Source organism: Thalassobacillus devorans, from assembly GCF_011761345.1.
Lineage (GTDB): Bacteria > Bacillota > Bacilli > Bacillales > Halobacillaceae > Thalassobacillus > Thalassobacillus devorans.
The window spans coordinates 251,628-268,543 of the sequence record NZ_JAASRY010000001.1; the positions used below are offsets into that span (position 1 = coordinate 251,628).

Consider the following 16,916-nt stretch of genomic DNA (forward strand, 5'->3'; position numbering starts at 1 on the left):
GATGAAGGTTTGTTTTGTAAGACATGGAGAAACAGACTGGAATGCAGAAGGCAGGCTGCAAGGTCACACAGCAACATCGCTCAATGAAAAAGGTATCCGGCAATCCAGAGAGTGCGCCGAACAGTTAGCGGGGGAAGAGTGGGATGTAATCCTTAGCAGCCCATTGCAGCGGGCGAGGGAATCAGCTTATATTCTTTCTGATCAAATGGAGATCCCTCGTTTTGCTGCTAATCTTTTTACAGAATTGGATTACGGTTACTGGAATGGAAAAGACAAACAATCATTATTTTCAGATCATTCGTTTTGGGAATGGTATCAAGCTGAGATAAACAAGCTGGAAAAACAGGTGAAAAGAGAGTTGAAGGCCCTCTATCAAACCTACAAAGACGACGCTGTCATCGTGGTAACCCATGGCCTGGTAATCCAGCAGATCGAGAAGCTGCTGGTGAGGAAGTCGCTAACAGACGATGAGATTATTTCTAATGGTAGTTTCATATATATTTATGTATAAAAGGAGGGGGATCTATGTTTACGCAAGAAGAAAAAGATGCGATCTATAAAGTTATTTATACGAGAAGGGACATCCGCAGTTTTTTGCCGACACCTATAGAAAGAAATGTCATACATAACATTCTCCAAGCCGGTCATCATGCGCCTTCTGTAGGTTTTATGCAGCCATGGAATTACATCCTTATTTCTTCGGAGACTATCAAAGATAGATTAGCCTGGGCAGCAGACAAAGAAAGACGAGCAATGGCTATCCATTTTGAAGGAGAGAAAGAGACAAAGTTTCTCAGCCTGAAAGTCGAGGGAATTAAGGAAGCTCCCTTGACCATTTGTGTCACATGCGATCCAACCAGAGGAGGGTCCCATGTGTTAGGCCGTAATTCCATTCCGGAAACCGATTCCTTATCGACAGCGTGTTCGATTCAGAACATGTGGCTGGCAGCGTGTGCGGAAGGTCTGGCCATGGGCTGGGTGAGTTTTTATAAAAAGAATGATGTTCGTGATATTCTCGATATACCTCCGCACGTGGACCCACTCGCACTTCTTTCGGTAGGGTACACGGATACGTATCCAGACAAGCCTATTTTAGAAAAAGCGGACTGGGAAAAAAGATCAGACTTGGATAACCTTATTTTTGAAGATCAGTGGGGCAGGAAATCATCGTAAGAACCTGGCTGCTAAGGTAATAACATATGGCCTGATCCTCTCCTGGGTCAGGCACTTCTTTATTAGGGAATAATTGGATTTGATGGACGAGGATGGAGCTATTACAATGAATATGGAAAGTAAATAATATTAGAATCTACTAGGGGAGCCTGTGTGGCAGGCTGAGAAAAAAGCAAGATACTTTTTGACCCTCAGGACCTGATCTGGATTATACCAGCGTAGGGAAGTAGTTTATGCATGTCAACTACTATAACCAGGTCCTAAGGGCCTGGTTTTTTGTCTATTACATAATCCCCTTAAGAAGGATGGAGGATTAGAGATGCAATTGAATAAACAGACGGTTCTGATTACCGGAGCAAGCCGAGGATTGGGGGCTGCAATCGCCGAAGCGTTTGCGAATGAGGGTGCAAATGTCATTATTAACTATTTTAAAAGTAAACAGAAAGCGGAAGAACTTGTAGAGCGTTTAGGGGATAATGCAATCGCTGTACAGGCAGATATCAGGGATAAGAACCAGGTGGACGAAATGGTCGATCGTGCGGTAAGTCATTTTGGCACGCCATTATCCACCGTTATCAATAATGCACTGGTCGATTTCCGTTTTGATCCGGGTGCACAGAAGAATGCGGCGGAGTTAGAATGGGACAACTTCCAGACTCAAATCGAAGGAACAGTAAAAGGATCTTTGAACGCCGTACAGGCCGGTCTGGCTTATATGAAGGAACTAGGGTTTGGACGAATCATCAACATCGGTACCAACCTCCTGCAAAACCCTGTCGTTGCTTACCATGAATACACAACGGGAAAGGCAGCTTTACTGGGTTTTACGCGTAATATGGCCAAGGAATTAGGACAGTATGGGATTACTGTAAATATGGTTTCCGGAGGCTTACTGAAAGAAACAGATGCCAGTAGTGTAACGACAGGAGAGGTTTTCGGTATGGTTGAGCTGGTAACACCGCTCCAGAAAGCGACCAGCCCCCAGGAACTGGCGGATGCTGTATTGTTTTTTGCATCTCCTTGGGCCAGAGCGGTTACTGGTCAAAACCTTGTCGTAGATGGCGGGTTGGTAATGGATTAAGAGCGATACTTGTCCAATCCAATTCTTAGTAAAAATAGTGGAGACAAAATCTCACGGTATTGAGTGCGGGCGGATCGGCATGTGCGAGGGTCCTGTCACGATAAATGAATAATAGAAATAAACTCCTTCCTGCTAGATACCTGGTGTGGAAGGAGTTTATGTTTATAAGAAGTGAGCAACGCTTGTAAGAAAATTCATGAATTTTTGTGATTCGGTCGAAATTATGCTTGTGGCATTTAATAACCATCTTGGTAAGAATCGAGTATAGCCCTGTTCGATCAAATGAAAGGTGGAAGAGTAGTGGGTTCGAGGATTGTTAGAGTATTATTGAACGTATTCAAGTTAACCGTAGCCCCTATAGGAATGGCAGCTTTATATGTCCCGTGTGCTGTGGCTAGATTCGTCATAAGCGGCTTATTTAATGGGACGATAAATTCGTTGATCAGATCTTCGTACGTTTTACCATAAGATTCGGGGCATTCTGTACATTCTCCCATAACGATACCAATACAATCCCGGAACTTCCCTGCCATTCTTAAATGTTCAATATATCGGTAGATGGTGTTAATGGGTTCATGTGTATCTTCGATAAGCAGTATTTTTCCACGCGTATCTATTTCAAATGGAGTACCAAGTGTACCGAGTAATGACGTGAGATTTCCACCAACAATTGGGCCGATCACATTCCCGGGAATCTTACTTTTTAACTTAATGTCCGGAGGATTGTTTATTTGTCTCATTGGCGCAGGATGGGAAACAGCAGAAAAAAATTGGTTGAAATTATAGTCAGGTGTGCTTGCATTAAAATCCACAAGCATCAGGCTCTGGAATGTAGTTAAGCGGGTGAATTGGAAGAGGGCATTCAATAACACCGTAATGTCACTGTAGCCACTTATGATTTTTGGGTTTCGCTGTATAAATGAATAGTCAAGATAGGGGAGAATTCCCGCAACTCCAACCCCTCCCCGGGAAGGTAATATCATCTTTACCTGAGGATTGGCAAACATTCGCATTAGATCTGCCGCACGATCCTGAGCTGTACCTGCTATAAAGCCATCTCGGGCGTACACGCTTTGGCCTAGAATTATGTTAAACCCCATATCTTCTAACATTTCTATCCCTGTCTCGACTTCATTCCTTTCTGGCGGGCTTCCCAATGTAACAATACCGATTGTATCTCCGCGTTGTAATGCATACGGCAATATGGGCATAGAAAAAGCTCCTCTCCGGAATCATATAGCTATTAATATTTTATGATTTCAACTTACTAAAAATTAACGGGACTTTATCTTAATGGAAGATAGTAAGGGATCGGAGAGGCCGAACTACGGTTGCTCGGGGAGTTTCGTCAGTGTGCAAATAAGCAGGTGAATGATTTTTATAATTTTCATACTTCCTTAAAAGAACTTAACTCGAATACCTGAACAATTTAAAGAGCACCTGTCCTCCGGTTGTTTGCGGGGACAGGCTCTTTTTTCTAAAGTTGTGAGGGACCGGCGGCGAGTCGGGTCCTTACCTGTTTTGCTGGTCGGTTGACGAAGTAAATTCCGGCTAAAATGAGGCTCCCGCCTATCAAGGTGGAAAAGTGAAGCTGTTCATTTAATAGCAGCCAGCCGAAGATCACGCCGAATAGTGGCGCCAGGAATAAAAAGGCACTGACTTTGCCGGGGTCTTCTCGTTTCAATAAATAGAACCATATCGCAAATTGGACGATTGAAGCCATGATAGCCAGCCATATCAGAATGAAAATAGATAGGGGAGTCACCACAAATGTGGCCTGTTCCATTAAGGCGCTTCCTATTAACAGGATGACTCCGCCAAAAAGCATCTGATAAGCGGTCAATACCCAGGTATCAAACGCCTGGCCCCACTTTTTCATCAGGAGAGTCGCAATTGCCCAGGAAACCGCACTCATCATACCAAGCAAGGTGCCAGTTTGCTGAATATCCAGTGATGCGCCCAGCGTGATAAACACGCCTAGGAAGCCGATGGCAACACCGCCCCACTGCATCCACCGGTATTTCATCCCCATAAAAATAGTGCCAAACAACACAACCAGCAAGGGGTTCGTAAACGTTAAAATAGAAGATTCTCCAGCGGTAATCGTCCGGAGACTTAAGAAAATGGCTCCCATTACGGCTGCTGTTTGAAAAAAGCCGACCACCAGCATTTGAAGCCACGCTTTGAAGCGCTTCGGGTGCTGTCGTTTAAGCAGATATACGCTCAATGCCATGATGGAACCGGCGATAGAAAAGCGTAGGCCAACCAGAAGCAGGGGAGAGACATAATTGAGGCCGATTTTTCCGACTGCAAAGGAGGAGCCCATTAAACTTGTGGTAGTCACTAGCAAAATAGTAAACCATAGACGATTCACGTACTCACCTTCATTCCGTTCTTGAATAGTTATAATTTTCTAATTATAACACAATTGCATAAAAGTAAGCCTACGTATTGATATATTAAGATTTACTTTAATTGGTATTTTTAAAAGAAGTCTAATGACCTTCGCAGGCAGGATGGCGGCAGTGGACGGTTATTATAACTGTTATAAAAACCGTAAGACAACAGCATAGCATGGTTAACGGTTGTTATAGACCCTGTAATGACCGTTAGAAGCAAAAAATTTCAAGGAAGTGGTCTTTAAACACAATAGTGCCTGACATCCAATGAGCTACATTGAGAGTCAGGCACTTGTCTCTTAAACTATTACTTTATAGGCAGGGGAGCATCCGGGGAGATGAAGCCTTTGTCCACTAACGTTTCCCAGAATTCGTTCGGAATGTCCCGCTGGATCATTTCGATATCTTCCTTGATTCGGTCCGGCCGTGTTGACCCTGGTATAACAGCTCTTACGGCAGGGTGAGTGGTGGAAAATTGCAGGGCAGCTGCTTTTAATGGCACATCGTATTTCTCACCGATTTCTTTCAATTGGTTGACATGGTCAATAATCTCCTGTGGTGCTTTTTCATAATTGTAATGGTCTCCGCCTAGGAGAACACCGGAATTATAAGGACTGCCGACGACAATATCGATATTCTTTTCTTCCGCTTTTTTCATCATACGCTGCAAAGCCCTCTCATGTTGAAGGAGCGTGTACTGTGTTGCAGACAGGCACATATCCGGCTGGGTTTCTTCAAAGTCCATAGCTAGTTCGATTGGTTCGAGTGTATTGACGCCGAGTCCCCAGGAGCGGATGACTCCTTCTTCACGAAGCTGAGTCAAGACGCGAAACGCACCGTTTTTAGCTTCAGCGAACTTGTCGATCCACTGATCCCCGTGAAAATCAGGGGAGACATCATGAACAAATACGAAGTCCAATCGGTCCGTCTTTAACCGCTCGAGGCTTTGCTCGATCGACCGCTTCGTGGCATCTTCGGTGTAATCGGTGATTACTTTATTTTCGCGGGCATCTTCGAACAACCCATCTTTTTTCTCTGTTTCATCGGTCACATAGCGGCCCACTTTGGTACTTAGCAGATAGTCGTCACGATCATAATTAGACAATACTTCACCTAGACGCAATTCCGCCAGTCCTGCACCGTAGAAAGGAGCGGTATCGAAATAGCGTACGCCCTGATCCCATGCATTCTGAATCGTTTCCCGTGCTTCTTCTTCCGGAACGTCACGGAACATATTTCCTAACGGAGCTGTGCCCAGCCCTACATTATGTTGTAAAGCTTGATCTAGTGATTTCATTGTTGTTCCTCCTTTGGTTTCCATGCTATAGGTATATATCCAGCTAAATGGAAAATGAAACAAAACGTATTGCAGCTTAGCGTGAACTCTGCTTATATGAAAAAATTCACTAGTTCGATATAGTTCCCTGGCTCTTCAGTAGAATCAATTCTATCATTCAGGGGGAAAATACCTACCTGACTATCAAAAAAGGAAAAGGATGTAAGAAAGTAAATAAGTTGCCCTATGGGCATTTTAGATAGAAAGACGGTATTGTTTTATGGCATTCATATGCTACTATTTTACGTATGATAAGTATGCGCTCCCTTAAAAGGGGGCGTTTTATTTGGATGCGGTTACTTGTATGGATCAGATATAGTGACGTCAAGCATAAATTAGATAGAAGGAAGTGAGATGGAATGGGTCGTAAAGTAACATTAATGATCGCAGTGATCCTCGTTTGCCTGCCTATGTTGGGGACAACCACAATGGCGGAGTCCTATCAGGTTAAAGAAGGTGACACACTTAAAAAGATTTCCAATAAGTTTGGAGTACCGCAAGATAGGATTGCGAACTACAATCAATTGCTTTCTACTAATCTCGAGGCTGGTTATTGGTTAGAAATTCCTAATAAAGAGTTTGAGGAAGGAGCCGAGCTTACTGCTATCGAACTTGGTTTTTCGGAAGCGGAGTTATTATTAGGTCCTGCTCCAGTTGTGAACCCGGATCAAATAAATGGTCCAGTAACAAACGAGATGATTTATATGGGAAATGCCGATAAAAAGCAGATAGCTCTTACTTTTGATGATGGCCCAGAAGACACCTACACGCCAAAGATTTTAGAAATTTTAAAAGAGAAAGACGTAAAGGCCACCTTCTTTGTCATGGGGGAACGGGTGAGGGAGTATCCTGCAGAGCTCCAGAAGATTCACAGGGAAGGCCATGCAATCGGCAACCACACGTGGGATCATCCGCATTTACCTGAGCTTACGGAAGAAGAAATGACAGAGAATATCCTCCATACCAATACCGTTATTGAAGAAATTACCGGCGTGAAAACGGATATAATCCGGCCGCCATTTGGAGAAATTGACCCGGATCAGCTGGAACTTTTACAAAAACAGGGATTCGAATCGATCATGTGGACAGCAGATTCTAAAGACTGGGAGGGCATACCTGCAGAAGAAATCGTAGAAAGGGTCATGAAGGATGCCAGTCCAGGGGCCATTGTCCTGCAGCATAATTACCACGTCGAGGGTGACTTTGAAACGGTGGAAGCACTTCCTGAGCTTATCGATGAATTACGAGCGGAAGGCTATGAGTTTGTCACCGTCCCAGAATTAGTTAAGTAGAGATGACTGTACTACAGTACTGCAGATCATTAAAGAAACATACATGGATCCTCTTTTCATGTCCGATTGGTTGATTATAACCATAAGCGTAGGGAAAGCTTGTCTGGATGGTCTTGATACAGGTTATAAAGGCCGCAAGATAGCAAAAATCCACAGGAAACGGTTATTAAACCCAGTATAAGGACCGCCCCCAACAGTAATCGTTAGCACTACGGTCTTTATAGGCATGAAAATAGAAACGCCCGGTCCCCAGTGAGTTCATGTTTGACTGCAGTGGGGGCCGGGCGTTTTGCTATTTTATAAATAGGCACGGTTTTAGCTGAAGCTTACGCCTTTATCAATTAAACTCTCTCAATTGTAGTTCAGACTTATACAAGTAAACCCATATGCTGCACCTATGATCTACTCTGTATATGCAGTTTCCATGCCTGCATATTTATTAGAAAATTACGAATAATCAGTTGATATGATGCCGGAAGCCTGCTAAAATGAAAAACACTATATGTGACTTGTTAAAAAACTGTCTATTCTAATCTGACTCTACTGGTTCAAGGTAGAGCAGCCCGTTAGAAAGGAACCAGTTTTATGCCAGGAGATACGTATGTCCAATACGGCTTGATGGCATAGGACTGGTTTTTTTATAACCGAAATGGAGGTCAGGAGCTTTGGAACATCTTATTGAACTAGATAAAAAACACTTTTTGCATCCCTCAACATCGATCCAGCAGCAACAGGAGCAGGGATCGAAATTGTTAGTGGAAAGCGGAGAAGGAATTTACCTGAAAGATAACCAAGGAAAATCATATATCGATGCGATGTCATCGTTATGGAACGTGCATATCGGGCATGGACGAACGGAACTGGCAGAGGCAGCGGCCGAACAGATGAAAAAGCTGGCATTCAGTTCGGCGTTCTCGACATTTACCCATGAGCCTGGCATCCGACTGGCAGAAAAGATTGCAAAGCTTTCACCTGGCAATTTGAATACGGTGTTTTTTACCTCCGGTGGGTCGGAGTCCAATGATACGGCGATCAAGCTGATCCGGCATTACTGGAAAATCCAGGGCCAGCCGGAGAGAAGAAAAATCGTTGCATTGAAACGCGGTTACCATGGGGTGGCGGCTGCCTCGACCAGTGCGACGGGAATTCCCGAGTTCTGGGAGATGGCGGGACATATGATGACGGATTTTATCCATGCCAACACGTCTTATCAAAGTACAACAGAAGCGGCTATCCAATCATTAAGAGAAAAATTCGAAGCGGAAGGCCCGGAAACAATCGCTGCTTTCATGGCGGAACCGATCCAGGGAGCCGGCGGCGTATTGATTCCACCGAAGGATTATTTTCAGGAAGTCAGGAAGTTGTGTGATGAATACGGAATACCGTTTATTGCTGATGAAGTCATTACCGGCTTCGGTAGGACAGGAACGATGTTTGGACTCGAAAACTGGGGAGTAGTACCGGACATGATGACCTTCGCGAAAGGGGTGACGAGCGGCTACATGCCGCTAGGAGGCGTCGTCATCTCAGAACCGATCCATGAAGTACTTAAGCAGAAGTCGGAGGGCACATTATTTCACGGTTTTACTTACAGTGGCCATCCAACAGCCACTGCAGTTGGATTGAAAAATATCGAATTGATAGAAAAGGAGGGACTGGTAGAAAACGCTAAGAAAATCGGCGCAAAAATGCTGGAAGGTTTTAACCGGATAAAGGAAAAGTTGGAGATTGTAGGGGAAGTTAGGGCCATGGGCTTGTTAGGCGCCATCGAATTGGTGAAAGACCCGGCTGCGAATGAAAACTTTTCTAAGGAATTGAATGCAGGCCCAAAAGTGATTGAGGAGCTCCACAAACGAGGAGTCATTTGTCGCGGGGTTACGTATGAAAACAGCAATATTATCTGCTTTGCACCGCCGTTGATTATGACGGAAGCACAGCTTGATGACGTTCTGGAAAAAGTATATGAATCTATCTTATCGGTTCAACAACAATTAATGCGGACGGCTGATAGAGGAGGTGATAAAGAATGAATGGTGCCGATTTAATTTTTGTAAACGGGAAGGTGCTGACGATGGATGATGCCGCCCCTTCAGCAAACGCGGTCGTCGTAAAGGATGGACAGATCATCTATGCAGGTGAAAAGGAGACAGCACTCTCCTGGATATACGACGGAACAGAGGTGGTGGATCTGGAAGGAAGAACACTGATGCCCAGTTTCATAGAAAGCCATATCCACCCGTCCATATTCGGGCTAACGCTCCTGGAAGTAGATTGCAAGCCAGCGGCAACTCCTTCCATTGCAGCTATAAAAGAAAAAATCAAGCAGAAAGCGGACGCCATACAGGAAGGTCAATGGATTCTCGGCTGGGGATGGGATGACAGCAAGATGGCAGAAAAACGCAACCCTACCCGCTGGGATCTTGATGAAGTAGCTCCCGACAATCCAGTTGTACTGAAACGGGCCTGTGCCCATATGGCAGTCGCCAATTCCAAGGCACTGGAATTAAGCGGGATTGCAGAAGATACGCCGAACCCGCAAGGCGGCAATATCGAGCGGGACGAGCACGGCAGGCTGACGGGATTGCTTCAGGAAAAAGCCCAAGGGCTGCTGGCGGCACCGAAATACACACAGGAAGATATGATAAAAGGAATGAAGCGGGCCCAGGAAAAGTTTGCATCCTGGGGGATCACCACTGTCCACTGTATGTCGACCCAGACGGCTGACCTCCAGCTCTATCAATTCCTGGCAGAACAGAATAAACTCAACGTCAGGGTCAGGCCTTGGATGTGGGCGATCGATCAGAATGGCTTTGACGGCTCATTGGAAGAAGTATTGAAAGTTGGTTTGCGAAGCGGGTTTGGTAATGACAAGGTGAAAATCCAGGGGTTGAAGTTCATGCTTGATGGCAGCGTCGGCGGTAAGACGGCCGCCGTGTCGGAACCTTATGTGGACACAGAAGAAACCGGAATTCTTTATAACACGGTAGAAGAAATCTCCCCATTGATGAAGCGGGGAATCGAATCTGGTCTGCGAATCGCAATCCATGCTATCGGCGATCGTGCTATCGACGTTGCGATCAGGTCTTATGAACAAATTAATGAAATAGTACCGCTCCAGCACATGCGCAACCGCATTGAGCACTGCGTCTTCCCGACAAGTACACAGCTCCGGCAGATGAATGAATTAGGGCTGATGGCAGGTTCCTCGATCGGATTTTTACATCATATTGGTGATAATTATATGAAAAAGTTAGGGGAGGAGCGGATGAAGACAGCATTCCCCCATCGATCTTTTAAGGAAGCGGGGATTAAAGCTCCTGGGAATTCAGATTTACCTGTCACCGATGGAAACCCGTGGCCGGGGATCTACACGTTAGTAACAAGAAAGACCTCAAGCGGACAAGTTATCGGAGCAGAAGAAAAGCTAAGTGTGTGGGAGGCGTTGAAAGCTTATACCACCGATGCGGCCTACAGCTCCTGTGAAGAAGAGATTCTGGGAGTGATCAAACCAGGCGCCAAAGCGGATGTGATGGTTCTATCCCACAACCCGACAGAAGTGGAAGCAGAACAATTACGAGAGATAGAAGCAGTCAGCACTTATGTGGATGGCAAGCTTATTTACAGCACGAACCAAACAAGGAAGGGTGAGTCTATTGTTCAGTAGCCAGCAAGAGACGATATTGATTACGATAATTGCCGTTTATTTTATGTTTTTATTTGGATTATCCTTATTTGTAAATCGGAATGTCAAAACGTATGACGATTACAATGTAGCCGGCCGGTCCACGAAACTGATGCCGCTCGTATTGACATTCGTAGGTACGGCGATTGGCGGCTCCATTTTACTAGGTTATATGACGAATGGTTACCTGTTCGGCATGGGACAGCAGTGGCTGGCGATCGGCTTCACGCTGACTTCCATCGTTATTGCCGCGTTTTTATTGAAGCGCATTCGTCTGCTAGGTGAAAGATATAACATGGTCACATTAGGCGACTTTACCGCTTTGCGTTATGGGGAAGGTGCCAGAATCCCGACCGTAATCAGTATTATTTGTGCCTATGCGGCCATCACCGGGATGCAGTTTGTCGCTATCGCTACGATTCTTCAGCTGACCACCGGTCTCAGCATGACTGCTGGTATTATCATCAGCTGGGTACTGTTAACGCTGAAGACATATTTCGGCGGGCTAAAATCGGTTATGCTTCAGGATGCGATCCATGGAACGATCCAGACGGTCGGGATATTTTTCCTCCTGATTGTCATCATGTTCATGATTGGAGACTGGGGATCGCTCGCCGATGAAGCGCGCAATGCGGAAGGCGGAAACATGCTCAGTATCTTCAACATCAGCGCATCGGAATTTTTCGTTTACATGCTGACAATCGGAGCTTATCAGTTTGTCAGACAGGACCTGTGGCAGCGGTTTTGGGCAGCGAAAGATGAAAAGACAGCCAAGACCGGGTTCTGGGCAGCAATCGTACTCGGTTTCCTGACAGCAGCCATCACGATTGTTATCGGTTTTCTTGGAAAGTTCGGTCTCAACATGACCGACATCGATCCTTCGCTGATCTATTATGAAATCATCGGACAAGTACTGCCATTTCCACTAGTGATCGTGATGTTGATTGCACTGCTAGCGACCGTCATTTCCTGCGCGGACTCGTTTTTCCTTGCAGCGTCTTCATCAATTGTCAATGATATTGTCAAACCACGACTGAAAAACGTCGAGCAGAAACAGATGCTGACGTTGAGCCGAATGTCCGTTGTAGTTGTATCGATCATCTCGCTATTACTGGCACTTTATATCCCGCAGCTCGTTACGCTGTGGATCACCGGTACCGCGATGCTCGTCTCCGGACTGCTTGCTCCTGTGCTGTTCGGGCTGTTCTGGCGCCGGGTCACGAAAGCTGCCGGACTTTCTGCTATGTGGGCAGGGCTTGTCGTAGCTCTCATCTGGCAGATCGCAGGACATCCATTTGGTCTTCATCCCGTTTTCCTCGGGCTGCCGGTTTCTATTGTTACCCTGGTTGCAGTGACGTTGCTCTCTGATCAGGAGAAAGAGCATGCCATGTATGAAGAGTTGAAGAAATCAGGTTGATTCTTGGTAGAGAAAATGCCGCAGGTCGTTGTGTGATCACAGCGACTGCGGCATTTTAATGACGAAAGAAGGGAGTCAGGAGAAAAGAGAAGCTAAACGTTGCACGGATTCCCGTATTTTGTCCTCCTTCATGTTAGCAAACCCGATTATGAGCTTTTTCTTATTGGTTTCAGCCATTTTGATATCCTGGAGAAAGAAACGGCGAATCGTATATAATTCGATTTTTCTTTCTTTTGCCTGCTCCTCAATGTCTTGATAGGAAAGGTTAGTGTCTATTTCAACCAAAAAATGGAGGCCGGCAGGAATATCATGTATCGTTATTTTATCTCCAAAAACACGATGCAACTCGCGAATGAGCTTGGCTCGTTTCGCTTTGTAGCGGGCATTCATTCGTTTAATGTGTCTGCTGTATTCTCCTTTGTCAATAAAGTACTTAAGCGTCCACAGGTTGAGACCGGAAGGACCGTCAATCCAATGACCGTATGCGCTGCGGAAGCGACTTAACAAATCAGGAGGAAGAATCATATAACTGATGCGCAGGCTTGGCAGCAATGTTTTAGAAAATGTACCTGTATAGATGACCTGTCGGTTTCGGTCTAAACTCTGAAGAGAAGGGATGTGGTCCGTCTCGTACTTAAATTCACTATCATAATCGTCTTCCACGATGTAGCGGTCCGGCGATTCAGCAGCCCAGTTTAAAAGTTTTATTCTTCGGTTTATTGGCATGATCGTTCCTGTCGGAAACTGGTGGGACGGGGTAACAAAAACCCACTTAGGATCCTTTTTCCTTATAGTGTCAACAGAAATCCCCTGTTCATCGAGGTCGATTGGCTCTACTTTAAAGTCCATGTCTTTTAAAAGTTGATAGAAGCGCTGGTATCCTGGGTTTTCTACTGCGATGGGAGTAGTACGTGACTGAAGGGACATCAGTTTGTGAATCAGTGGCTGGGTCCCTGAGCCGATGATTATCTGTTCCGGTCTGCATCGGACCCCGCGAGTAAGGGCGATCATCGCAGCAATCGATTCACGGAGTTCGTAAGGCCCCTGGGGGTGAGGGAGTAGAGAAAGCTGTTTTTTATGATGATCGAATACTTTTTGTTGGTACCTTCTCCATTTCTTGAATGGAAAATGCTCGGCATCAGTCGCAATATGGGAAAAAGTAACCTCGGGTCGGAAACTTTCCTGTTTGCCGTTTTCTTTCAATTCATCGGGGAACGGATCGTTCTCCCAGTCCTTCTTAATATAGCGGGTAATATCTTCCACCATATATCCTTTTCGTTCCACGCTATATATATAACCTTCCGCAAGCAGTTGTTCATAGGCGTGAGCGACAGAATTGACACTTACACCCAGATCCTGCGCAAGCTTCCGCTTTGACGGGAGCTTCCGTTCGGTAAGGGCTTCCTCGAGAATCAGGTCCTTCAGCTGCGTATAAATCTGTTTGTAGATAGCGGGGTGTTCCTCCCCTTTTTTAATCTGAAAGAACAAGCGTCTCCCCTCCTTATTTGTTTCTGGTGCCGTTAAATTTAAAAAACTGGTACTTTTAATTATACCAGATAATTGTCATAATAATCTACAAATTGCAGGGAGGGTTACACATGACGGATCAAACACTAACGAAAGATGATTTACAAGAGAAAAGAAAGAAATATATACCAAAAGGATTAGGAAATGGAAATACCAATATAGCTGACTATGCCAAGGGTGCAACAGTAATTGATAACGAAGGTGGCAAGTGGATCGATTTTGCAGGAGCCATCGGAACGCTTAATGTTGGGCACACGCATCCTAAAGTAACGGAAGCTGTGAAAAAACAAGCCGACCGCTATCTTCATCCCGGGTTCAACGTCATTATGTATGACAGCTACATCAACCTGGCGGAAAAGCTGTGTACCATTACACCTGGTTCTTTCGATAAGATGGCAATACTGTTCAACTCGGGAGCAGAAGCCGTTGAGAATGCGGTGAAAATCGCCAGGAAATATACCAGCCGTCAAGCAGTTGTTTCATTTGAAAGGGCTTTCCACGGACGTACGAACCTGACAATGGGAATGACAAGTAAGGTGAAGCCGTATAAATTCAACTTCGGCCCATACTCACCAGAAGTGTATCAGGCTCCTTTCCCGTATATGTCCAATAAACCAGAGCAAATGACCGATGAGGAGTATATCGATTTCAGTATCGATCGCTTCAAAGACTTCTTCGTAACATCGGTTGCCCCGGAAACGGTAGCCTGTGTCGTTATGGAGCCGGTACAAGGGGAAGGAGGCTTCATCATTCCTCCAAAACGCTTTGTGCAGGAAGTGCAGCAGTTCTGCAGGGAGCACGGCATTGTGTTTGTCGCTGACGAAATTCAGACAGGCTTTGCCCGTACGGGTAAACTGTTTGCGAGTGAGCATTTTGATATCGAACCAGACCTTATGACGCTATCGAAATCACTTGCTGCCGGTCTTCCGCTTAGTGCCGTCGTCGGGAAGGCGGAGATCATGGATGCTTCCTCTCCGGGAGAGCTAGGCGGAACCTATGCGGGAAACCCGCTTGCCTGTGAAGCAGCACTGGCGGTGATTGATATCATCGAGGAAGAAAACCTGAATGATAAAGCGGAGCAGATCGGTGCTGTACTTGAAGAGAAATTGATGGAACTGAAAGACCGTCATCATTTCCTTGGAAATATCCGCCGACTGGGTGCGATGGTCGCTGTAGAAATCAATGATGCAGAAGGAAATCCTGACAAAATAAGAACCGCGGCAATTACATCCTATGCGAATAATAATGGATTACTATTGCTCTCCGCTGGTGTAAAAGGTAACGTCGTCCGGTTTCTTTCCCCACTGGTCATCACGGATGAAGAGCTGAAAGAAGGATTGGCGATTCTGGATAAAGCATTTGCTGCAGCAGCAGACTGATAAAGAAAGGAAGTATAATGATGAGTCATACGATAAAAGTGAACAACCCCGCTACCGGGGAAGTAGTTAGAGAAGTGGCAGTCACACCGGCTGCCGATATAGAGAAAGCGCTAAAAGCGGGAGACGAAGCTTTTAAATCATGGTCCAGGGTGAATGCCCATCAAAGGTCCGCGCTTCTAAAGGAATGGTCCGCCAAAATCAAAGCAGAAACAGAAAGTCTGGCAGAAGTGATGACATTAGAAAGCGGGAAGCCATTGAAAGAATCGCGCGGAGAAGTCGCCTATGCAGCGAGCTACATCGACTGGTATGCGGAAGAAGCAAAGCGCTTGTATGGCCGGACCGTTCCTGCTCATACAGAGACGAAGCGGATTATCGTCACGAAAGAACCGGTCGGACTGGTAGCTGCGATCACGCCGTGGAACTTCCCGGCAGCGATGATGACGAGAAAAGCAGCTCCCGCATTAGCTGCCGGCTGCACGTTTATCGTAAAACCTGCCGAAGAAACACCGCTTACTACGATGAGGCTCGTAGAATTGGCACATGAGGCAGGCATTCCGGAAGATGCTGTTCAGTATGTCAATGGATACGGGAAAGACGTCGGACCGATTTTTACGGATAGCAAACTGGTTCGTAAAATCACCTTTACAGGATCAACCCCGGTCGGTAAATTGCTGATGAAAAACAGTGCGGCTACCATGAAGCATGTTTCCATGGAACTCGGAGGTCATGCGCCGCTGATCGTCGCAAAAGATGCCGATATTGATTTCGCAGTCGAACAGGCACTTGCGTCGAAATTCCGAAATGCCGGGCAGACATGCATCTGTGCGAACCGTGTCCTGGTCCATGAAGATATTGCCCAAGAATTTTCCGAGCAATTGACCTCCCGTGTCAAACAACTGAAGGTCGGAAACGGCCTCGAGGAAAATACAGATGTTGGTCCGGTCATCAATGGGGAAGGATATGAAAAGATTAATCGACAGATTGAAGATGCAGTGAATAAAGGTGCCAAGGTGCTTTATGGTCATCAATATGACAAGGATGATGAAAAAGGCTATTATTTTGTACATCCGACTGTCCTCGAAAATGTCGGGGCAGAAATGGATATTATGCAGGAAGAGACGTTCGGTCCGGTTCTTCCAATAACTACGTTCCGGGAGAATGAAGAAGCGGTGGAAATCGCCAACAGCACGCCATTCGGTCTGGCTGCCTACTTCTTCACCAATGATTATCGAACCGGCATCTACTTCCAGGAACATCTTAAATTTGGAATTCTCGGTTGGAATGACGGAGCACCGTCTGCAGCTCATGCACCATTTGGTGGTGTGAAGGAGAGCGGCATCGGTCGCGAAGGCGGTCCTGAAGGAATTGAGCCATACGTCGAAACAAAATACCTGTCCATTGGGGGCATTTAATAGGCTTTATTGCTGAAATGGAGGTGGAATGATGAATGTCGAAGTTCTGATACTATTTTTAAACGCGACGCTTGTGACAGTCGTTTCTTCGATTGTAGTTATAGCAATTCTGCGGAAGCAGTACCTCCCTGTCATCAGGGAGCTGGAAAAGAAAGAGGGTCAGGAAGCAAAAGTGGAAGATGAGGATAAACACATCAAGAGTAATATTTAGGGGGGAT

14 protein-coding genes and 1 riboswitch are annotated in these 16,916 nt (G+C 45.7%); of the genes, 10 read left to right on the top strand and 4 right to left on the bottom strand.

Going from position 1 to position 16,916, the window contains the following annotated elements; genetic code table 11:
• Position 1: 1 nt before the first annotated feature.
• The 3 genes from FHS45_RS01345 (at position 2) to FHS45_RS01355 (ending at position 2,254) form a co-directional block, all read left to right on the top strand.
• Complete coding sequence (locus FHS45_RS01345; protein WP_062444610.1) at positions 2 to 511, top strand: histidine phosphatase family protein; 510 nt, start codon at positions 2 to 4, stop codon at positions 509 to 511.
• Positions 512 to 525: 14 nt separating this feature from the next.
• Complete coding sequence (bluB, locus tag FHS45_RS01350; RefSeq protein ID WP_062444612.1) at positions 526 to 1,173, top strand: 5,6-dimethylbenzimidazole synthase; 648 nt, start codon at positions 526 to 528, stop codon at positions 1,171 to 1,173.
• 131 nt (positions 1,174 to 1,304) lie between these two features.
• Positions 1,305 to 1,415, top strand: a riboswitch (TPP riboswitch).
• A gap of 77 nt (positions 1,416 to 1,492) precedes the next feature.
• Positions 1,493 to 2,254, top strand: coding sequence for a 3-oxoacyl-ACP reductase (locus FHS45_RS01355; protein ID WP_062444614.1), 762 nt, complete (start codon positions 1,493 to 1,495; stop codon positions 2,252 to 2,254).
• Positions 2,255 to 2,532: 278 nt separating this feature from the next.
• Here the strand turns inward: FHS45_RS01355 and FHS45_RS01360 are convergent, their stop codons facing one another.
• The 3 genes from FHS45_RS01360 to FHS45_RS01370 form a co-directional block, all read right to left on the bottom strand.
• Positions 2,533 to 3,465 carry a S66 peptidase family protein gene (locus tag FHS45_RS01360; protein ID WP_062444616.1) on the bottom strand — a complete coding sequence of 311 codons (933 nt, stop codon included), beginning with the start codon at positions 3,463 to 3,465 and terminating at the stop codon, positions 2,533 to 2,535.
• Between the two features lie 266 nt (positions 3,466 to 3,731).
• Positions 3,732 to 4,628 (bottom strand): DMT family transporter, encoded by an 897-nt coding sequence (locus FHS45_RS01365; RefSeq protein ID WP_082412004.1) that lies wholly within the window; start codon positions 4,626 to 4,628, stop codon positions 3,732 to 3,734.
• Positions 4,629 to 4,960: 332 nt separating this feature from the next.
• Positions 4,961 to 5,950, bottom strand: a complete 990-nt coding sequence (locus FHS45_RS01370; RefSeq protein ID WP_062444618.1) for an aldo/keto reductase — start codon at positions 5,948 to 5,950, stop codon at positions 4,961 to 4,963.
• 398 nt (positions 5,951 to 6,348) lie between these two features.
• On the opposite strand from FHS45_RS01370, the gene FHS45_RS01375 reads away from it, so the two are divergent.
• From FHS45_RS01375 to FHS45_RS01390, 4 genes are all read left to right on the top strand, one after another.
• A complete protein-coding gene (locus tag FHS45_RS01375; protein ID WP_062444620.1) occupies positions 6,349 to 7,281 on the top strand; it encodes a polysaccharide deacetylase family protein in 933 nt (310 codons plus the stop codon).
• 665 nt (positions 7,282 to 7,946) lie between these two features.
• On the top strand, positions 7,947 to 9,311 hold the full coding sequence (locus FHS45_RS01380) for an aminotransferase family protein (RefSeq protein ID WP_062444622.1): 1,365 nt from the start codon (positions 7,947 to 7,949) through the stop codon (positions 9,309 to 9,311).
• On the top strand, positions 9,308 to 10,945 hold the full coding sequence (locus tag FHS45_RS01385; RefSeq protein ID WP_062444625.1) for an amidohydrolase: 1,638 nt from the start codon (positions 9,308 to 9,310) through the stop codon (positions 10,943 to 10,945). The genes FHS45_RS01380 and FHS45_RS01385 overlap by 4 nt, the downstream gene beginning before the upstream one ends.
• The gene (locus tag FHS45_RS01390) at positions 10,935 to 12,380 is read left to right on the top strand and encodes a sodium:solute symporter family protein (protein WP_062444627.1); all 1,446 of its coding nucleotides are present in this window, start codon (positions 10,935 to 10,937) and stop codon (positions 12,378 to 12,380) included. The genes FHS45_RS01385 and FHS45_RS01390 overlap by 11 nt, the downstream gene beginning before the upstream one ends.
• Positions 12,381 to 12,455: 75 nt before the next feature.
• Here FHS45_RS01390 and gabR read toward each other — a convergent pair whose 3' ends face one another.
• The gene (gene gabR, locus FHS45_RS01395) at positions 12,456 to 13,868 is read right to left on the bottom strand and encodes a MocR-like transcriptional regulator GabR (RefSeq protein ID WP_062444629.1); all 1,413 of its coding nucleotides are present in this window, start codon (positions 13,866 to 13,868) and stop codon (positions 12,456 to 12,458) included.
• A gap of 110 nt (positions 13,869 to 13,978) precedes the next feature.
• On the opposite strand from gabR, the gene gabT reads away from it, so the two are divergent.
• From gabT to FHS45_RS01410, 3 genes are read left to right on the top strand one after another with little or no spacing between them, the layout of a single operon-like run.
• Positions 13,979 to 15,286 carry a 4-aminobutyrate--2-oxoglutarate transaminase gene (gene gabT / locus FHS45_RS01400; RefSeq protein WP_062444632.1) on the top strand — a complete coding sequence of 436 codons (1,308 nt, stop codon included), beginning with the start codon at positions 13,979 to 13,981 and terminating at the stop codon, positions 15,284 to 15,286.
• Between the two features lie 20 nt (positions 15,287 to 15,306).
• Positions 15,307 to 16,698 carry an NAD-dependent succinate-semialdehyde dehydrogenase gene (locus tag FHS45_RS01405; protein WP_062444635.1) on the top strand — a complete coding sequence of 464 codons (1,392 nt, stop codon included), beginning with the start codon at positions 15,307 to 15,309 and terminating at the stop codon, positions 16,696 to 16,698.
• 31 nt (positions 16,699 to 16,729) lie between these two features.
• Entirely contained in the window at positions 16,730 to 16,909 is a 180-nt protein-coding gene (locus FHS45_RS01410; protein WP_062444637.1) for a hypothetical protein, read from the top strand.
• The last annotated feature ends 7 nt before the right edge of the window (positions 16,910 to 16,916 follow it).